Genomic DNA, 18,183 nt, shown 5'->3' with positions numbered 1-18,183 from the left:
CCGATTGGATCGCGATCTGCTCCCCTAGTTTTGATTTTTGCGCATTTTCTTCGCCGAACCGGCCTCCACTTCGGCGGAAAATGCTCAGCGGGGGGGCTCGCCATCGTCGAGGACGGTGAGACGCCGCACGGTCAGTTCGTCGATCTCCAAGCGCTTGATCCGCGCCCGGCCGACCGAGATGCGGCCCACGGCGAGCTTGCCGATCGCCAGCGCGCCGACCGCGACGGCCCCAAAGGCGATGGCGCCGAGCGCCACGCTGCCCATCGCCCCGAAGCCGACGGCGCCGGCGGGCGTGGCGCGCGGGGCGACATAGACCGGGGTGACGGCCCGCAGCCGCCGCGGCGCGGAGTCGGCAAGGGCGACGGGGGTGCGACGCGCGCGCAGTTCCAAGGCCATGTCTCTCTCCCTTCGGCTTGAAGGGAGCCTAACCTCGCGGCCGCCCCGAGCGCTAGCCGCGCGTCAGGGTGGTCATCACCAGTTCGCAGCGGAAATCGAAGCCGAGCGCCTGGTAGAGCGCGATGGCGCCGGTGTTGTGGGCGTAGGAGTGCAGGAACGGGATCTCGCCACGCGCCCGGATACGCGCGGCGACCTCAAGCATCAGGCCGGCGGCGAAGCCGCGGCCGCGGTAGGCCGGGTCGGTGCAGACGCCGCTGACCTCGGTGTAGCCGGCCGGCTGCATCCGCTCTCCGGCCATGGCCACGAGGCGGCCGTTCTCCTTGACCCCGACGAAGCGGCCGAGCTCATGGGTGCGGGCGAAGAACGGGCCTGGCGCCGTGGCGGTCGCCAGCGCCAGCATCTGCGGGGCGTCGGCCGCGGTCAGGACCTCGATCGGGAAGGCCGGCTCTCCGACCGGGTTCGGCGTTTCTGCGACCATCTGCCAGCAGACCGCCTGGCTGCGCACGGCCAGACCCGGAACCGGCGGGGCGGGCCCCTCCTCCACCACCGCCACGTCGCCGTGCACGGCGACCAGGGCCGCCAGGTCGGCGAGGCTCTGCGGCGAGGCGTCCGGCAGCGCGGCGAAGAGCCCGAACTCGGGTCCGAAGCGGACGGCGGCGCCGTGCTGGTGCGCGAGGTGGGCCTGACGGCCGGTCAGCGCGGACCAGACGGGGCGATCAAGCGGATGCGACATCGCGCCTGAATAGCCCCGTGCATCGCCGACGTCATGGCGGGGAATTAATAACGATGTTATCGTAAAGGCGCACAGGAGGAGCGCGCCGTCATGGCCGAGCCAATCGTCGTCAAGCTGTCGGACGGAGTGCGCCCTCTGAACGTGGTGGGCGAACAGATCACGGTCCTCGCGCCGGGCCAGCGCACCGGCAGCTACGAGGTCTTTCACCAGATCGGGCCCGAGGGCAGCGGCCCGCCGCCGCACAGCCATCCCTGGGACGAGGCGTTTTATGTCGTCGCCGGCGAGATCGCGTTCGGCATCGGCGATGAGGAACTGCTCGCCCACGCCGGCACCTTCGTCCACCTGCCGGCCGGCACAACCCACTGGTTCCGGTTCGGCAAGGGGGGCGGCGAGATGGTCTCGCTGACCTCGCGCGAAGGGGCCTCGCACATGTTCGAGGACTTCGACCGGGAGGTGTCGCCGACGGCGCCGGATATCGGGAAGCTCATCGAACTCGGCCGGCCCTATGGGCTGACCGTGGACGTGCCCGCAAATCTGGACGCCTGATTCCGTTTTGAGGCGTTCAACTTGCGGAGGACGCCATGAAACTCGCAGCCTGGACGACGGCGACAGCACTCTGGCTGGTGTCGACGCACGCCCTTTCCGCACCGGTCGCCGGCAGCCGTGAGAGCGAATTGACCTGCATCGGACTGATCGGCGCGGGTCTCGCCGGAGCCTCGGCCGCGCAACCTGCCGAGCCGCGCGCGGTCGCCGCCCTGTCGATGGCCTTCGGCTTCTATATGGGCCGCGCCAGTCAGCTCCAGCCCAGGGCCACCAGGCAGGAGGTCGACAGCGCGGTCAACAAGCTGAGCACGGAAGAGAAGAACGCTCAGGCGAACCTTTGCCTGAAGCAGGCCAGCGAACAGATGGCCACGATCGTCAAGTGAGAGCGCCGAAAGCCTGAAGCCGCGCGCAGGCCCTCCCGCCGGACGGTGGGCCTCCTAGCCCAACGCCGCCCAGGCCTGGTCGCGGCAGCGGTCGATCGCGGCGCGCAGGTCGGCGACTCCGGGCCCGTGGCGAAGGATGTCGCGGGACACCGATGGGATCACCCTGCCTTGCGCATGTGCGAACCTCGACCCGACCGTCGCCAGATCCACACCCTGCGCGCCGACGCCGGGGGCCAAGATCAGGGCCCCGGGCAACCGCTCGACGATGGCCGCATCATGCTGCGAAACGGTCGCCCCGATCACCGCGCCGACAAGGCCGGGGGTCGCGGCGTTCTGCGCCGTCGCGGCGTCCGCCAGGGCCTGCGAGACGGTCCGGCCGTCCGCCATCCGCGCCGACTGCAAGGCGCGCCCTTCGGGGTTTGACGAGTGGACCACGACGAACACCGCCGTTCCGGTCGCTGCGGCGCGGTCGAACATCGGCTGAAGCGCCTCAAAGCCGAGATAGGCGGTCACGGTCGCCGCATCGCCGCCGAAGCCGCTGTCGGGTCCCAGCATAGCGCTGGCGTAACCCTGCATGGTGCCGCCGACGTCGCCGCGCTTGGCGTCGATGAGACTGAGCACGTTCCGAGAACGCAACTGGGCGGCGGCCTGCGCGAGCTGGGTCATACCCGCAGGGCCGAACCGCTCGAAGAAGGCGGCTTGGGGTTTGACCACCGCTAGGCTGTCACCCACCGCGTCGAGGACCGTTCCGCAGAAGCGCTGCAGGCCGGCGGCGTCGCTTGCGAGCCCCCAATGGGCGAAGACTTCGGCCGACGGATCAAGCCCCAGGCACAGGGGCGAGCGCGCCGAGGCGAGAGCGGTGAAGCGTTCGGAGAAACTGAGCATGGCGTCCTTGACCTGCAACGCCCGCCGACATGCGACCGGCGACGATTTGAGGCAAGCGACCAGACCGTCCAGGCTTGTTCGAAAATCTCACACCGACTTGGCGGCGAGTTCGCGGAACCGCAGCTCGACGGCCGCGCCGCCGCTCCCAGCGGACCAACTTACGTCTCCCAGGCCGGACGCCAGCGACTTGATCAGACGCATGCCCAGGCCTTCCTCCGCCACGCCGTCGATGCCGGAACCGTCATCCTCGATCCGAAGGAGATAGCCAGCGGGGTCATTGCGTCCGGTGACCTTCACCCTGCCCCGCCGGCCGTCCTTGAAGGCGTGCTTGACCGAGTTGGTGACGAGCTCGTTGACGATGAGGCCGATGCTGACGGCCTGTTCGGCGCTCACGTCCACGGGGTCGCAGGCGACATCGATCGCGATACGATCGCCGTCGAGCAGACTGGACGACAGGCGTTCGACCAGGCTGCAGAGATAGGGTTGCAGCTGGACAGCTTCGTGCGCGTCCTGCTGGTAGAGCATCGTGTGGAGGTCGCTGATCGAACCGATCCGGTCCGCGGCCTTGGCCAGGGCGTTGGCGACCTCGGGCCCCGCGCTCCGGCCCTGAAGCATCAGCAGCGACGCGACGATGGCGAGGTTGTTCTTCACGCGGTGGTTCAGGTCGACGAATAGCTCGGACTGGCGATCGGCCGCCCGGCGTCGCGCGGTGACGTCGATGAAAAGCTGTCCGAACTGGGTGTCCGACAACCGCATCATGTTGACGTCGTACCAGCGGCCGCCCGCCACATCGGCGAACTCGAACCGGACAGGCTTGCCCGCGAACGCCCGGCCGCAGGCGGCGATCCAGCGCGGATCGGTGTCGGGGCGCACCTCCAGCTGGCGCCGGCCGATGATGTCGGCCGCGCCCGCCACGCGGCTGCAGAAAACGGGATTGGCCTCGCGGATCCAGTAGTCGATCAGCCGGCCGTCGGGTCCGAGAATGGCTTCGCAGACGACAAAACCCTCGGACATGTTGTCGAAGACCGCGCGATAGCGGCCCTCGATGCCGTCGTCATTGGCCGTGCCGTCGTTCACATCCCGCCTCGGACCGCGCTGTCGGCGTCCTCTTCCTACGGACTACCGCTGCGCTGGTTCCATGTCCGGCGACAATTCGTCCGAAGCCGGACGCGGCGCGCCCGGCTTCGGCCTGTGCAGGCGAGGCGTTACTGGAACGTCTTGCGCAGGTTGACGCCGATGGTCCGCGGCGGAGCCGAGAACACCGAAGTGCGGCCCGCCGAGGTGGCGCCGACGCTCTTCGAGAAGATCGCCGCTTCGTCGAACAGGTTGGTCACGAAGAGGTACGCGCCCCAGCCGCCGCCGTCGGATTCGACGCCGACCCGGGTGTTGACCAGGTCATAGGCGTCGATCTTGCGGGCATAGACGTAGCTGGTGCGCAGTTCGTTGTAGGAGCTGCCCATGTGGTTGTAGTCGACGCGCGCGAAGCCGTTGAGGCCCTCGGTCAGCGGCCAGACGTACTGGGCCGAGATCGCGCCCTGGAACTTCGGCACGTAAGGGATGCGGTCGCCCTTCAGTCCGGCGTTCGGGATGGTCGTCCCGCCGCCCGGCTGATCCTCGGTCAGCTCGGCTTCCATGACCGAGAAGTTGCCCGTGATCGACAGGCCCGAGATCGGGTTGACCGCGCCTTCGACTTCCAGACCGCGGATACGCGCCTTGCCGGCGTTGCCGATGTAGCTGAAGGCGCCGTTCGGGGTCAGGATCCGAACCTGCATGTCGCTCCAGTCGATCTGGAAGACGTCGGCGTTAAGGGTCGCGCGGCGATCCCAGAAGGCCGACTTCACGCCGACTTCATAGTTCCACAGCTGGTCCGAGGCGTACGGGGTCAGGTTGCCCGGCAGGCCCAGCACCTGGTTGGCGCCGCCCGGACGGTAGCCTTGCGAGGCTTCCGCATAGAGCATGACGTCCGAGGTGATCTTGTAGGAACCGTTGAAGCGGTAGACCCAGCCGGTTTCCTCCGACTGCACGGTCGTCGGCGGCGTGACGACAGCGCCGACCAGGATCGACGGGACCAGCGTCTCGCCGATGATGTCCTTGGTGTACTTGAAGTAGCGGGCGCCGGCGGTGAGGTTGAGCTGCTCGTTTACGTCGAAGGACAGTTCGCCGAACACCGCATACTGCTTCAGGGTGTCGTCGATGATGCGGCCGGTCAGGACGACCTCAGGCTCGTAGAGCGCGCCGTTGCGCGGATCGACGCCGACTTGCGGGTTCCAGACCACGGTCTTGCGGTCCGAGAAGAAGCCGCCCGCGGTCCACTGCAGCGCGCTCTCGTAGTTCGAGGTGAAGCGCAGCTCGGCCGTATAGGTGTCCATCTTCTGCTGCGGCTTCAGCACCGACGGGTACTGGCTGTCCACATAAGCATAGTAGGCCGAGAGCTGACCGGTGCTGCAGGCCGCGCCGCGGTTGTAGAGCGCCTGGCAGCGGGCCGGGGTGCGGAAGCCCTGCATGAACTGGGTCACGTCCTGGGTGCTCATCAGCTCGCGGCGCATGTAAGCGACCGAACCCACGGCCGTCACCGGACCGAGGTCGAGGTTGGCGGTGGCGCTGTAAAGGTCGAGGTCGTCGGTCTGCGGCAGCTGGGTGCGGGCGTCAGACTTGTACTCGCCGACGGCCGGGAACCAGCTCGGGGCCTCGGCCTCGGTGCGGTTGATGTAGGCGGCCAGGTCGATGGTCAGATTCTCGGTCGGCTCCAGGCGCAGAAGCGCGCGGCCGCCCCAGGTCTCCATCTCATTGACGTCGCTGTCATTGAGGTAGGTGTTGTCGATGTAACCGGCGGCCTCGCGGTAGAAGCCGACGACACGCAGGGCGGCCTTGTCCTGGGCCAGCGGGATGTTGACCATCCCCTGGGCCTCGTAGTTCCAGTCGCCGGCGCCCTCGGTCTTCGAGAGCGAACCGTCGAGGGCGGTTTCGAAGACGTAGCTCGGCTTCTTGTAGATGGTGCGCAGGGTGCCGCCCATCGAGCCGGAGCCGTAGAGCGTGCCTTGCGGGCCGCGCAGCACTTCGACCCGTTCGACGTCGAAGAGGCGCAGCTCCGGGGTCGAGCCGCCGGCGTTGTTGCCCGCGCCGATCGAACCGGTGACCGGGGTTTCGTCATAGTAGACGCCCACCGTCGGCTCGCCGGCGGCGTTGATGCCGCGGATCACGACGCGGCTGAACGACGGGCCGCTGTTGACGAAGGTCAGGCCGGGAACCGTCGCGCCCAGGTCGGCGATCGACTGCACGCCCGAATTGGCGATGGTTTCCGAGGTCACCGCCGAGATCGAGATCGGCGTATCCTGCAGGTTGGTCGCGCGCTTCAGCGCGGTGACGACCACTTCCTCGACCGCAGGCGGCTGGGTGGACTGGGCCAGGGCCGGGCTGGCCACGGCGACGGTCGCCGAGGCGCCAAGCAGGGCGCCGCGGAAAGAGCGGCCAAGGCCGCTGGAACGTTGGACTGACATGACTGTGTGAACTTCCCCCAAGTGTCGTGCCGCCGGGCCCAGCGGGCTCGGCGGCGATCGTCAAAAACGCTTGCTTGTCGTGAGGGCCGCCCTCGCCAGGAGAGCGGCCTCGGCTACTTCATTTCCGCCAGGGCGTAGAGGAACTGCGCCTGGGCCATGGTGGCGTCGACATAGCCGGCCACCTTCGGATTGGCGGAGTCGATGACGATGAACTCGTCCGGCGCGTGCGCGCCCGAGCCGAAGCCGACGCCGAAATGGATCGCGGGCTTGGCCACCGGCGGCTGGGTGAACAGCGAGCCCGGCCAGGAGCCGGCGCTGCGCGGCGAGAGCGTCACCGGGATGCCCATCTTCTTGTAGGCGCCGAGCGCAGCCTGGACGACGCGGGCGTCCTCGGCGGTCTCGGTGGGGTCATATCCGCCCGAGACGTTGATCTGGACGTCCTGGAAGCCGCGCTTGTCGAGGTGTTCGCGCAGCTGGCGGACGGTGTCGTCGTAGGTCTGGTTCGGGACCATGCGAATCTCGAGCTTGGCCTCGGCGCGGCTCGGCAGGATGCTCTTGCCGCCCGGGCCGGTGTAGCCGCCGACCAGCCCTTGCAGGTTGATGGTCGGCTGCGAGAGCAGGCGCTCGATCGACTTCTCGTAGCTGAGGTTGTCGATCCAGGCCTTGTTGCCATAGGCCTGCTTGAGAGCGGCCTCGTTGGTCTTCTGGGCGAGCTGGGCGATCAGCTCCTTTTCGCGCGCCGACAGCGGCCGGACCTTGTCCATGAAGCCGTCGAGCGTCGGGGTGTTGCCGTCCGGGCTGGTCAGCGTGGCCAGGGCCTGGACCAGACGCCAGATCGGGCTGTCGATGCGGGCCTTCTCGGACGAGTGGATGTCGGTCTTCGGACCGATGCCGGTCTTGGAGCCGTCGACGATGAGTTGCAGCTCGACCGGGCCCTTGGCGCCGAGGGTGAAGGAGACCTCCCCGGTGGTGCGATCCTGCGAGGGACCAGGCACATAGATGCCCTCGCACTTCTGCAGGACCGGCAGGACCTTCGGGTGGGTGGCGATCTGACGGAAGTGCGGAGAGGCGATCTCCTCCTCGCCTTCGCAGATCAGGGCGATGTTGACCGGCGGCTTCTTGCCGGCCGCGCGCATCGCGCGCAGGGCGTTGAGCAGCGCGATCTGGCCGCCCTTCGAGTTGGTCGCGCCGCGGCCCATCATCACCGTCCCGAACGGCGCCTTTTCGACCAGTCGGCCCTCGAGCGGCGGGCTCGACCATTCCTTCGGGTCGTACTGCTTCACGTCGTACATGAAGTAGACCCCGATCCAGCGCGGGGCGCCGACGTCGAGGGTCGCGAACACGCCCGAGACGCCGTCGGTCGGGATGATCTCGGCGGTCTGGAAGCCCGCCTCCTTGGCGATCTTGGCCATGTAGGCCGGGCCCTCCACGACGTTCATCCCCTCGGCGGCGACGGTCGGCAGCGCGATCCATTCCTGCAGGCGCTTGATGGCGTCGGCCTTGTCGGCCTCGGCGGCCTTGCGGATCACGGCGAGGTCGGCGCTCGCGGCGACGGCCAGGCCGGGCGCGAGGAAGGCGCCGGCCGCAGCAGCAGCGGCCCCGGCCATCAAACTGCGACGGTCGGTCGAAGGAAGGTCGAACTGGTCGGACATTTTTACTCCCGGAGAGCGGCGCTCGTATTACTGTCTTGCGCGAGCGGAAAGCTCGCGATGGCGGAGCTCACGGCGCCGCGACAGCGGAGCTACAGACAAGTTCCCGACTCGCCAAGCGATCTAGTCGACTCGGGAGTGACGGAACCGGCGCACTGTTGCCGGAAGATCAACTTTTTCTTGGTCGATACCGATAAGTTTCAAATGTAACCATTGAAACAACATGCCGGCATTTGGCCACAGAAGGCACGGACATGCCCCGCGCGCGCCGAAGGGCGCACATAAAAAAGGGGCCGAGCGCTCCAGACGCTCGGCACCCGCCTCCCCGCGCCGCCGCGAAGGCGGCGCGCCCCTCCCCGTCTCCGGGTTAGTTCCGATACGGAATGACCACCGGCAGGGTCTCGAACCCGTGCACGAAGGCCGACCAGTTCAGAGTCGGCTCCCCAACGACCTTGATCTCCGGGAAGCGCTTGAGGATCTCTTCCCAGATGATGGTCAGCTGCATCTCGGCGACACGATTGCCCACGCAGCGGTGGACGCCGAAGCCGAAGGACATGTGCTGGCGCGGACGCTCGCGGTCGATGATGTACTCGTTCGGCCGGTCCACCATCTCTTCGTCGCGGTTGCCCGAGATGTACCACATGGCGACGCGGTCGCCCTTCTTGATGGTCTTGCCGCCCAGCTCGACGTCGCGGGTGGCGACACGGGCCATGTGGGCAAGCGGGGTCTGCCAGCGGATGGTCTCGGAGACCATCGGCAGAACCAGGTCGTGGTTGGCGCGCAGCTTGGCGTATTGCTCGGGGTTCTTGTTCAACGCGTAGACGCTGCCCGAGATGGTGTTGCGGGTGGTGTCGTTGCCGCCGACGATCAGCAGGATGACGTTGCCCTGGAAGGTGCCGATGTGCATGTCCCGGGTGGCCGGGTTGTGGGCCAGCATCGAGATCAGATCGCCGCGCGGCTCGGCGTTGACCCGCTCGTTCCACAGTTCCTGGAAGGCGGCGAAGCATTCCATCATCGCCGCGCCCTTCTGCTCCCAGCTCTCCACGGGGCCGTGGCCGGGCTGGTTGGTGACCATGTCCGACCACCACGTGAGCTTGCGGCGCTGCTCGAAGGGGAAGTCGAACAGCGTGGCCAGGGTCATGGCCGTCAGCTCCTTGGACACCAGGTCGACCCAGTCGAACTCCTTGCCGATCGGAAGGGAGTCGAGAATCTGACCAGCCCGCTCGCGCACCTGCGGGGCCATGGCGTGCAGGTTGCTGGGGGCCAGCGTCGGGCTGACCGCCTTGCGGGCCGGGGTGTGCTCGGGCTCGTCCATGGTGATGAAGCCGGCGCCGCCGCGGCGGCGCGGTCCCATGACGCGCTCCTGTTCGGCCATCGCCACCTGATTGATCAGGGTGATGCCGTCGGCCGAGGAGAAGCTCTCATGGTCGGTGTCGACCGCCATGATGTCGTTCCACTTGGTGACCGACCAATAGGGGCCGAACTCGCTGTCCGGAGTGAAATGTACGGGGTCTTCGCGGCGCAGGCGCTCGAACACCGGCCAGATGGTGTCGTCGTAGAAGCGCGACACCTTGGCGGGGTTCAGCTGCTCGAGCGGCATGGCGGCGATTTCGGCGGCCGCGTCGGCAGCTTGAATCTTGGCGGAGATATTCATGGCTTCCTTCCCAGGTCGCGCCCGCCATCTTTTGATTTCGCCCGGCAGCCATCGCCCGCCGGACGCGCGGACTTAAAGGGAGGTTGAGCGCAGTCCGGGGCCATGTCAACCGCGGTTGACTTATCGATCGGGCGCCCTTGCCGAACGTAGCGCGTCCAGCGACGTTATCAGCGCAACCCGGGAACGCGACCGTATGGGAACGCCATGGCCAAGAACACGATCTGCATCTGGTACGACAGCGACGCCGAAGCCGCCGCCCGCTTTTATGCGCAGACCTTTCCCGACAGCGAGGTGACCGCGGTGCGCCGCGCGCCCGGCGATTACCCGTCAGGCAAGGAAGGCGACGTGCTGACCGTCGAGTTCACGGTGGCGGGCGTCGCCTGCATCGGCCTGAACGGCGGCCCGGCCTTCAAGCAGGATGAAGCGTTCTCGTTCCAGATCGCCACCGACGACCAGGAAGAGACCGACCGCTACTGGAACGCCATCGTCGGCAACGGCGGGACCGAGAGCGCCTGCGGCTGGTGCAAGGATCGCTGGGGCGTCTCCTGGCAGATCACACCGCGCACCCTGACCGAGGCGATGGCGGCCGGCGGCGCGGAGGCCAAGCGGGCCTTCGATGCGATGATGACCATGGGCAAGATCGACGTGGCCGCCATCGACGCGGCCCGCCGCGGCTGACGCGAGGGACCTGACCGCCCCGCCGGGGTCGTGTACACCAGGGGCGATGACAGAGACGCTTGTTCGCCCAGCCCCCCGTCGGCGCGACGCCGAGGCCACCCGCGCGGCCATCCTGAAGGCGGCGAAGAAGCAGTTCGCCCGGGTCGGATATGACTGCACACTGCGCGACATCGCCGGCGAGGCGGGTGCGGACGTCGCGCTGGTCAAGCGCTACTTCGGCGGCAAGGAGGCGCTGTTCGTCGAGGCGCTGAAGGACTCATTCCGTGCCAACGAGCAGCTGGATTGGGACCGGACCGCCTTCGCCGGGGAGATGGCGGTGATGCTGGCCGGAACGCCGCACGCCGACGAAGCTCGAACGCAGCGGTTCCAGTTCCTGCTGCGGGCGGCGACCTCGCCGGCGACGGCGCCGTTGCTGAACACCCTGGTGCAGGAGCGCCTGTTGGTCCCGATCCGCAACTGGATGGGCGGAGCGGACGCCGAGGCCCGCGCCCGGGTGCTGGCCGGGGTCTATATCGGCTTCCTGGTCGAGCGGCTGATCCGCGGCGAGGCGCTGGAAGGCCGCGAGCGCGAGGTGTTCGTCGAGCGCGTCACGGCGGTGTTCAACACCCTGATCGCATAGGCCCTAGCGCCAGGCGAACACCGGCTGGTCGAGATCGGCGACGCGGGTGACCCGGCCGGCGACGATCTCGCGCAACTGATAGATCAGGGCGGCGGTCGGGGCGTGGATGTGGTGCTCGCCGAGGTTCAGGCGGATCAGCGGCCGCTCGCTCTCCGGAATGGATTCGAAGGCCACCGCGTCGTCGCCGGCGATCTGATCGAGCCGGAAGCGGTGGACCGACGCCACCTCGTCCGGATTGGGCGCCAGGGCGCTGGCGTCGTCCAACCATGTGACGACTGGGGCGATGGCGTAGCCCGAACGGCTGGCGTAGTCGTCAAGCACGCCAAGGATGCTCGACGGCGGCAAGTGCAGGCCCAGTTCCTCGTGCAGTTCGCGCAGGGCCGCCTGCTGCAAGGTCTCGCCATCGTCGCAGCGCCCGCCCGGCAGCGCCCACTGACCGGCGTGGGCGCGCAGGCTCGCCGAGCGGCGGGTCAGCAGAAAGGCCGTCTCGCCCGAGCCGTCGCCGGCGTCCACCAGAGTGATGGCCACCGCCGCGTGCTTGAGCTGGGGCCCCTCATAGGCCAGCCGCGGGAACGCCTGGCAGCGGGCGGTCAGTTCGGCGCGGAACGCGGGCGTGAACGGATAGCTCATGCCCTGCCCTACTTCGCCGCTTGCAGCTTGTCCTGGGTCTTGGTGTCGAAATCGCTGGCCTCGTGCCGCTCCCAGAGCTGGGTCGAGGGTTCGCCCCAGGTGCGGTTGACCATGCGCCCGCGCTGGACGGCCGGCCGCTCGGCGATCTGGTCGGCCCAGCGCTGGACGTTCTTGTATTCGTGCACGGCCAGGAACTCGCCAGCCTCGTAGAGCACGCCCTTGGCCAGGCCCCCGTACCAGGGCCAGACCGCGATATCGGCGATCGTGTACTCGTCGCCGCCGAGGTACTCGCTTTCGGCCAGCCGGCGATCGAGCACGTCGAGCTGACGCTTGGTCTCCATGGCGAAGCGGTCGATCGCGTATTCGATCTTGGTCGGGGCGTAGGCGTAGAAGTGGCCGAAGCCGCCGCCGAGGTAGGGCGCGCTGCCCATCTGCCAGAACAGCCAGGAAAACGCCTCGGCTCGCTTGGCCGGATCGGTGGGCAGCAGGGCGCCGAACTTCTCGGCCAGATGCACCAGGATGGCGCCCGACTCGAACACCCGGATCGGGGTCGGGCCGCTGCGGTCGAGCAGCGCCGGGATCTTGGAGTTCGGATTGATGTCGACGAAGCCGCTGCTGAACTGGTCGCCGGTTCCGATATTGATCAGCCAGGCGTCGTACTCGGCGCCCGTATGCCCGAGGGCCAGCAGCTCCTCAAGCATCACCGTGGCCTTGATCCCGTTGGGCGTGGCCAGGGAGTAGAGCTGCAGCGGATGGCGGCCGACCGGCAGTTCCTTGTCATGGGTCGGCCCGGCGATCGGGCGGTTGATGTTGGCGAAGCGCCCGCCGTTTTCCTTGTTCCAAGTCCAGACCTTCGGCGGAGTGTAGTCGGTCATCAGCGGGCTCCAGGCGGGCGGGCGAGCGAGACGCCCGCCAGATTGCGGCATGTCGGGTGCAAAGGTGGGGCATGGCGAGCGCTCCGCCAAGGGCGTCCCACGCAGGTCAGTGTCCGAACGGGTTGCGGGTCAGGGCTTCGCCGACGCTGGACAGGTTCGAAGCGCGGGCCCGGGCGATGGCGGCCTCCAGCCGCACGATGTCGGCGCCCGGGATGATTTCGCCGGCGACGACGAAGGTCGGGGTGCCCTTCAGATCGAGCTTCAACGCCAGTTCGCGGGTGTCGGCGATCTGCTCGGCCAGGGCCGGATCGCGGGCGGCGGCGTCGACCTCGCGCGGTTTCAGGCCCTGCTGGCTCAGAATGCGATCGGTGCGCACGACGTTGAGATCCTTCTGCGCCATCAGGGCGCGGTGCAGCGCCAAGCCCCTCGCCTTGCCCTGGGGCGTCAGGGCTACGCGGGCCGCGTAGTCCGAGGCGCTGCCGAACACCGGGTACTGCTTGAAGACGAAGCGGACGTCGCGATTGGCGGCGATCAGGCGGTCGACGTCGGGCGCAACGGCGCGGCTGTAGGGACAGCGATAGTCGAAGAACTGCACGACCGTCACCCGGCCGCCCGGATTGGCGACGAAGTCGCGCGGGTCGCGTTCTAGCGCGGACTTCGCCTGCGCCAGCACGGCGCGGGCCTCAGCCGCCTTCTTCGCCTGCAGCTTGGCGGCCGCCTCGCGGATCACCTCGGGGTGTTCGAGCAGATAGGCGCGCAGCTCGCGCTCGAACGCGGCGTCGTTCCGTACGGCGCCCTTCTGGGGCGCTTCGCAGGCAGCCAGGGCAAGAAGGCCCAGGCCTGCCATCAGGGGTTTCAATCTCACCACGCCCGCCCCTCGAATAGGCACTGACACCCGCTGTCAGGCCGCGCCGGATATTGACTTCGCGTTAAGGTAACCAGGATTGTAACCATTACTCTTAAATTGAAATACATCGCGATACTGCAGTCTTCGCCCAGGAAATTGATGGGCGAAACAGTTGAAACTGCGCTTCCTACATCACGTCCTTGCCGCCGCACTCGGGACCGCCCTGTGCGCCCCGACCCTGGCGAGCGCCGGGCCGATGGAAGACGCGATCCTGGCCGAGATCAACTTCGCCCGCGCCTATCCCCAGGAATACGCCCGGCGTCTGGAGCGTGAACCGGTCACCCGCTGGGAACAGGCGCTGATCGACGCCGGCGAGCCCGCCGATCACGCGGCCTACATCGAAGCGGTCGAGTTTCTCAAGCGTCAACGGCCGCTGTCGCCGCTGCGCCCCGATGACATGCTGACCTCGGCGGCGCTCGAGCATGTCTCCATGCAAGGCCCATCCGGCCATATCGGCCACGCGAGCGCGAACGGCGAGCGGTTCTACGACCGAGTGCGCCGGCACGGCGCCGCGGCGGCCCTGTCCGCAGAAAACATCGCCTATGGTCCGCCCTCGCCTGAGGACGTCGTGCGCGCCTTGATCATCGACAGCGGCGTTCCCGACCGCGGTCACCGCACCAACATGTTCAACGGGGCCTTCAAGGTCGTGGGCGTCAGTTGCGGCCCGCATCGCGATTACTCAACCATGTGCGTGATGGACTTCAGCGCCGCCCCCTCGCCGCGCATTATCACGGCCCAACTCGACAAGGTTCGCCCGGCCGACGAATAGTCGGTGGACCGAATCAGTCCAGCATCTCGTCACGCCTTTTCTCCTAACGGGCGAAGTTTAATCTTCGTCCGAGGCGTAGCAATCGTGCAACGCCAAAGGGTTAGCGTGCTTTACAATTGATTACGCGCGTTTCCCTGAGCGCGGCTGTACTATATGATCGACATTGAAACGCTCGCCTTTGAATGGTGGCGGGCCCGGCGCGAAAGCGCCTCCTTTGAGCGGCGTCGCGAAGCGTCGAGCGCTCGTTAGTCTGGGGGGAACGACATGGCTGTCGCCAAATATGTCGTCATGGGTGCGATACTGAGTACGGCGGCCGCCGCACCTGCCGCTGCCGAAGACTGCTTCATCAAGGTCTCGCGACCGGCCGTCGCCAAGCCCGTGGCGCCCAAGGCCGCTGCGCCGCACCGCGCGGTGAAGCCTGCGAAGGCCAAGCCCGCCGCGAGCGCCCAGGCGCGCAAGCCGTCGACCAAGCCGCGCACCACAGTGGCCGCAGCCAAGCCGGCCGCCCCGATGAAGAAGCTGCCGGAATCGTCCTACGCGATGCGTACCGACGCCGCGCTGGCGGCGCCCTCGACCGAGTGCGACACCAAGCCGTCGATCATGGCGGCCCTGCCGCCTGAAGCGCGTCCGCCCGCCCAGCGCCTGCTGGACGAAGTCGCCGGACCGCCGGCCGACGCGGCCGACGCCTCGCCGCCGATGACCCTCGCCTCGCTGCCCGTGGGCGGCCCCGGCGGCGGACTGCCGACCTTCTTCGGTCCGCGCGGCGGTGGCGGCGGCGGCGGCGGCAATCCGCCCGGCGGCGGCGATCCTTCGACGCCTCCCGGCGGCGGCGACCCGCCCGGCACCAATCCGCCCGGCGGCGGCGATCCTTCGACACCTCCCGGCGGCGGCGACCCGCCCGGCACCAACCCGCCTGGCGGCGGCGAGCCTCCGCTCACCCCGCCCGGCGGCAACCCTCCTGGCGGCGGCAACCCGCCCGGCGGTGGAAATCCGCCTGGCGGCGGAAATCCGCCCACCAGCCCGGTCCCCGAGCCCGGTACTTGGCTGATGATGATCGTCGGGTTCTTCGGCTTGGGCAGCATGGTGCGCCGCTCGCGGGCCGCCGAGCGGGCCAACGCCAAGACCGCCTAGCTCGCCTGACCGAGCCGCAAGACAAGAAAGGCCGCGCGATCCGCGCGGCCTTTTTCGTGGGCTGTCACCGGCTCCGAAGGCCCGGTGGTCGAGACTGACAGGCGCGCGCCGGAACGCGCGCCTGCTAGCGCCTAACGGTCTTTCTCGATGCCGCCAACAGCGGCCTGGGCCGCCGCGAGACGGGCGATCGGCACCCGGAACGGCGAGCAACTGACATAGTCGAGGCCGACCTTCTCACAGAACTCGATCGAGGCCGGGTCGCCGCCATGTTCGCCGCAGATGCCGAGCTTGACGTTCGGGCGCGCCGCGCGGCCGCGCTCGGCGGCCAGGCGGATCAGTTCGCCGACGCCTTCCTGGTCGAGGCTGACGAAGGGGTCCTTCTCAAAGATGCCCTTTTCCAGATAGGCGCCCAGGAACCGGCCGGAGTCATCGCGGCTGATGCCGAAGGTGGTCTGGGTGAGGTCGTTGGTGCCGAACGAGAAGAACTCGGCGTTCTCGGCGAGGTCGCCGGCGCGGATGGCCGCACGCGGCAGCTCGACCATGGTGCCGACCTGGTATTCGATCTCGCGGCCGCGTTCCTTCAGCACCGCCTGGGCGGTCTTGTCGGTCAGCTGGCGCAGGTAGCGCATCTCTTCACCCTTGGCGACCAGCGGGTGCATGATCTCGGGGATCGGCGCGGCCTTGCCGCTCTCGGCGATCTCGCAGGCCGCCTCGAAGATGGCGCGGACCTGCATCTCGTAGATCTCGGGGTACGAGACCGCCAGGCGGCAGCCGCGGTGGCCGAGCATCGGGTTGGTCTCGTGCAGTTCCTTGGCCCGGCGCATCAGCTTGGCCGCGTCGATGCCGGTGGCGTCCGCCACGGCCTGAAGGTCGGCCTCGGTGTGCGGCAGGAACTCGTGCAGCGGCGGGTCGAGCAGACGGATGGTGACCGGCAGCCCTTCCATGATCGTGAACAGCTCGACGAAGTCGTTGCGCTGCATCGGCAGGATCTTGGCGAGCGCGGCTCGACGGCCGGCCTCGTCGTCCGCGAGGATCATTTCGCGCACGGCGGCGATGCGGTCCTCGTCGAAGAACATGTGCTCGGTGCGGCAGAGACCAATGCCCTCGGCGCCGAACTGACGGGCGGTGCGCGCGTCGAGCGGGGTTTCGGCATTGGCGCGGACCTTCAGGCGGCGGGCCTTGTCGGCCCACTCCATCAGGGCGGCGAAATCGCCGGTCAGCTCGGGCTCGATCATCTGGACGGCGCCGGCGAGAATCTCGCCGCGCGAGCCGTCGATGGTCAGGATGTCACCGGCCTTGAAGACGCGGCTGCGCACGCGCAGTTCGCCGGCCTTGCCGTCGATCTGCAGTTCGCCGGCGCCCGAGACGCAGGGACGGCCCATGCCGCGGGCGACCACGGCCGCATGGCTGGTCATGCCGCCGCGGGCGGTGACGATGCCGCGGGCCGCGTGCATCCCGTGAATATCTTCCGGGCTGGTCTCATCACGGACCAGAATGACCGCCTCGCCCGCCGAGCCTAGGCGCTCGGCTTCGTCGGAGTTGAAGACGATCTTGCCGGTGGCCGCGCCGGGCGAAGCCGGCAGGCCGGTGGTGACCACGTCGCGCGGGCTGGCCGGGTCGATGGTCGGGTGCAGCAGTTGATCGAGGCTGGCGGGTTCGACCCGCATGATCGCCTCGTCCTGGGTGATCAAGCCCTCGCTAGCCAGATCCACCGCGATCTTCAGCGCGGCCTTGGCGGTGCGCTTCCCGTTGCGGGTCTGCAGCATGTAGAGCCGGCCCTGCTCGACCGTGAACTCGATGTCCTGCATGTCGCGATAATGCTTCTCGAGCTTCTCGACGACGGCCTTGAACTGGGCGAAGACCTCGGGCAGCGCCTCTTCCATGGAGAGCGCTTTTTCGCCCATCTCCTCGCGAGCCACCTTGGTCAGGGCCTGGGGCGTGCGGATGCCGGCGACGACGTCCTCGCCCTGGGCGTTGATCAGGAATTCGCCGTAGAGGCGGGCTTCGCCGGTCGACGGGTTGCGGGTGAAGGCGACGCCCGTGGCCGACGAGTCGCCCATGTTGCCGAACACCATCGACTGCACGTTGACGGCGGTGCCCCAGCTTTCCGGGATGTCGTGCATACGCCGATAGAACTTGGCGCGATCGTTCATCCAGCTGGCGAACACGGCGCCAACGGCGCCCCACAGCTGCTGATGCGGATCCTGCGGGAACGGCTGGCCCAGTTCCTGTTGGACGGCGGCCTTGTAGTCGGCGACGACCTTTTCCCAGTCCTCTGCCGACAGGCCGGTGTCGACGGTGACGTCGAGGCGTTCCTTATGCTCGTCGAGGATTTCCTCGAACATGTGGTGGTCGAGGTCGAGCACCACGTTCGAGTACATCTGAATGAAGCGCCGGTAGCTGTCGAAGGCGAAACGGCGGTCGCCCGACAGCTTGGCCAGGCCCTCGACGGTTTCGTCGTTGAGGCCGAGGTTGAGCACGGTGTCCATCATACCCGGCATCGAGGCGCGGGCGCCCGACCGGACCGAGACCAGCAGCGGGTTAGACGTGTCGCCGAACTTCTTGCCGGTGATCTGCTCGACCGCAGCCAGGCCGGCCACGACCTGTTCCTTGAGCTCGGCCGGGTACTGCTTTTCGTTGGCGTAGTAGTGGACGCAGGCCTCGGTGGTGATGGTGAAGCCCGGCGGGACCGGCAGGCCCAGCGAAGACATCTCGGCGAGGTTCGCGCCCTTGCCGCCGAGGAGGTTCTTCATCGAGGCGTCGCCATCGGCGCTGCCGCCCCCGAAGGAATAGACCCAGCGCGACTTGGTCAGCGTATCGGTCGACATTCCTAA

The 18,183-nt window shown here is 68.0% G+C and carries 17 protein-coding genes; 6 read left to right on the top strand and 11 right to left on the bottom strand.

Annotation, left to right across the window (positions count from 1 at the left end):
• Positions 1 to 84 precede the first annotated feature (84 nt).
• Together GGQ61_RS21970 and GGQ61_RS02050 are read right to left on the bottom strand one after the other, a co-directional pair.
• Positions 85 to 396, bottom strand: a complete 312-nt coding sequence (locus GGQ61_RS21970; protein WP_221220808.1) for a hypothetical protein — start codon at positions 394 to 396, stop codon at positions 85 to 87.
• Positions 397 to 448: 52 nt separating this feature from the next.
• Positions 449 to 1,129 (bottom strand): GNAT family N-acetyltransferase, encoded by a 681-nt coding sequence (locus GGQ61_RS02050; protein WP_183769712.1) that lies wholly within the window; start codon positions 1,127 to 1,129, stop codon positions 449 to 451.
• 90 nt (positions 1,130 to 1,219) lie between these two features.
• Between GGQ61_RS02050 and GGQ61_RS02045 the strand changes: the two genes are divergently transcribed.
• On the top strand, positions 1,220 to 1,675 hold the full coding sequence (locus GGQ61_RS02045; RefSeq protein WP_183769711.1) for a cupin domain-containing protein: 456 nt from the start codon (positions 1,220 to 1,222) through the stop codon (positions 1,673 to 1,675).
• 35 nt (positions 1,676 to 1,710) lie between these two features.
• Positions 1,711 to 2,055, top strand: coding sequence for a hypothetical protein (locus tag GGQ61_RS02040; protein WP_183769710.1), 345 nt, complete (start codon positions 1,711 to 1,713; stop codon positions 2,053 to 2,055).
• Positions 2,056 to 2,109: 54 nt separating this feature from the next.
• Here the strand turns inward: GGQ61_RS02040 and pyrF are convergent, their stop codons facing one another.
• The 5 genes from pyrF to GGQ61_RS02015 all read right to left on the bottom strand — a co-directional run bounded on the left by pyrF (position 2,110) and on the right by GGQ61_RS02015 (position 9,740).
• Positions 2,110 to 2,940, bottom strand: a complete 831-nt coding sequence (pyrF, locus tag GGQ61_RS02035; protein WP_183769709.1) for an orotidine-5'-phosphate decarboxylase — start codon at positions 2,938 to 2,940, stop codon at positions 2,110 to 2,112.
• 87 nt (positions 2,941 to 3,027) lie between these two features.
• Entirely contained in the window at positions 3,028 to 4,017 is a 990-nt protein-coding gene (locus GGQ61_RS22100; RefSeq protein ID WP_183769708.1) for a histidine kinase dimerization/phosphoacceptor domain -containing protein, read from the bottom strand.
• Between the two features lie 128 nt (positions 4,018 to 4,145).
• On the bottom strand, positions 4,146 to 6,437 hold the full coding sequence (locus tag GGQ61_RS02025; RefSeq protein ID WP_183769707.1) for a TonB-dependent receptor: 2,292 nt from the start codon (positions 6,435 to 6,437) through the stop codon (positions 4,146 to 4,148).
• Positions 6,438 to 6,550: 113 nt separating this feature from the next.
• Positions 6,551 to 8,089, bottom strand: coding sequence for a M20/M25/M40 family metallo-hydrolase (locus GGQ61_RS02020; protein WP_183769706.1), 1,539 nt, complete (start codon positions 8,087 to 8,089; stop codon positions 6,551 to 6,553).
• A gap of 364 nt (positions 8,090 to 8,453) precedes the next feature.
• Complete coding sequence (locus GGQ61_RS02015; RefSeq protein WP_183769705.1) at positions 8,454 to 9,740, bottom strand: cytochrome P450; 1,287 nt, start codon at positions 9,738 to 9,740, stop codon at positions 8,454 to 8,456.
• 204 nt (positions 9,741 to 9,944) lie between these two features.
• On the opposite strand from GGQ61_RS02015, the gene GGQ61_RS02010 reads away from it, so the two are divergent.
• Together GGQ61_RS02010 and GGQ61_RS02005 are read left to right on the top strand one after the other, a co-directional pair.
• Positions 9,945 to 10,418 (top strand): VOC family protein, encoded by a 474-nt coding sequence (locus tag GGQ61_RS02010; protein WP_183769704.1) that lies wholly within the window; start codon positions 9,945 to 9,947, stop codon positions 10,416 to 10,418.
• A gap of 46 nt (positions 10,419 to 10,464) precedes the next feature.
• Positions 10,465 to 11,037, top strand: coding sequence for a TetR family transcriptional regulator (locus GGQ61_RS02005; RefSeq protein ID WP_183769703.1), 573 nt, complete (start codon positions 10,465 to 10,467; stop codon positions 11,035 to 11,037).
• 3 nt (positions 11,038 to 11,040) lie between these two features.
• Here GGQ61_RS02005 and GGQ61_RS02000 read toward each other — a convergent pair whose 3' ends face one another.
• From GGQ61_RS02000 to GGQ61_RS01990, 3 genes are all read right to left on the bottom strand, one after another.
• Positions 11,041 to 11,667: an NUDIX hydrolase gene (locus GGQ61_RS02000; RefSeq protein WP_183769702.1), complete on the bottom strand. Its 627-nt coding sequence runs from the start codon at positions 11,665 to 11,667 to the stop codon at positions 11,041 to 11,043.
• An 8-nt stretch (positions 11,668 to 11,675) separates the two neighbouring features.
• Complete coding sequence (gene yghU / locus GGQ61_RS01995) at positions 11,676 to 12,542, bottom strand: glutathione-dependent disulfide-bond oxidoreductase (RefSeq protein WP_183769701.1); 867 nt, start codon at positions 12,540 to 12,542, stop codon at positions 11,676 to 11,678.
• A gap of 106 nt (positions 12,543 to 12,648) precedes the next feature.
• Positions 12,649 to 13,407 (bottom strand): DsbA family protein, encoded by a 759-nt coding sequence (locus tag GGQ61_RS01990; protein WP_183769700.1) that lies wholly within the window; start codon positions 13,405 to 13,407, stop codon positions 12,649 to 12,651.
• A gap of 154 nt (positions 13,408 to 13,561) precedes the next feature.
• On the opposite strand from GGQ61_RS01990, the gene GGQ61_RS01985 reads away from it, so the two are divergent.
• Positions 13,562 to 14,218: a CAP domain-containing protein gene (locus GGQ61_RS01985; protein WP_183769699.1), complete on the top strand. Its 657-nt coding sequence runs from the start codon at positions 13,562 to 13,564 to the stop codon at positions 14,216 to 14,218.
• Between the two features lie 264 nt (positions 14,219 to 14,482).
• Positions 14,483 to 15,349 carry a PEP-CTERM sorting domain-containing protein gene (locus tag GGQ61_RS01980; protein WP_183769698.1) on the top strand — a complete coding sequence of 289 codons (867 nt, stop codon included), beginning with the start codon at positions 14,483 to 14,485 and terminating at the stop codon, positions 15,347 to 15,349.
• A gap of 131 nt (positions 15,350 to 15,480) precedes the next feature.
• Here GGQ61_RS01980 and ppdK read toward each other — a convergent pair whose 3' ends face one another.
• A complete protein-coding gene (gene ppdK / locus GGQ61_RS01975) occupies positions 15,481 to 18,177 on the bottom strand; it encodes a pyruvate, phosphate dikinase (RefSeq protein ID WP_183769697.1) in 2,697 nt (898 codons plus the stop codon).
• Positions 18,178 to 18,183: the final 6 nt, after the last annotated feature.

Origin of the sequence: Phenylobacterium haematophilum (genome assembly GCF_014196295.1) — a bacterium.
Lineage (GTDB): Bacteria > Pseudomonadota > Alphaproteobacteria > Caulobacterales > Caulobacteraceae > Phenylobacterium > Phenylobacterium haematophilum.
Note: the sequence above shows the minus strand (reverse complement) of the source record. Positions and strands in the feature narration are given on the sequence as shown.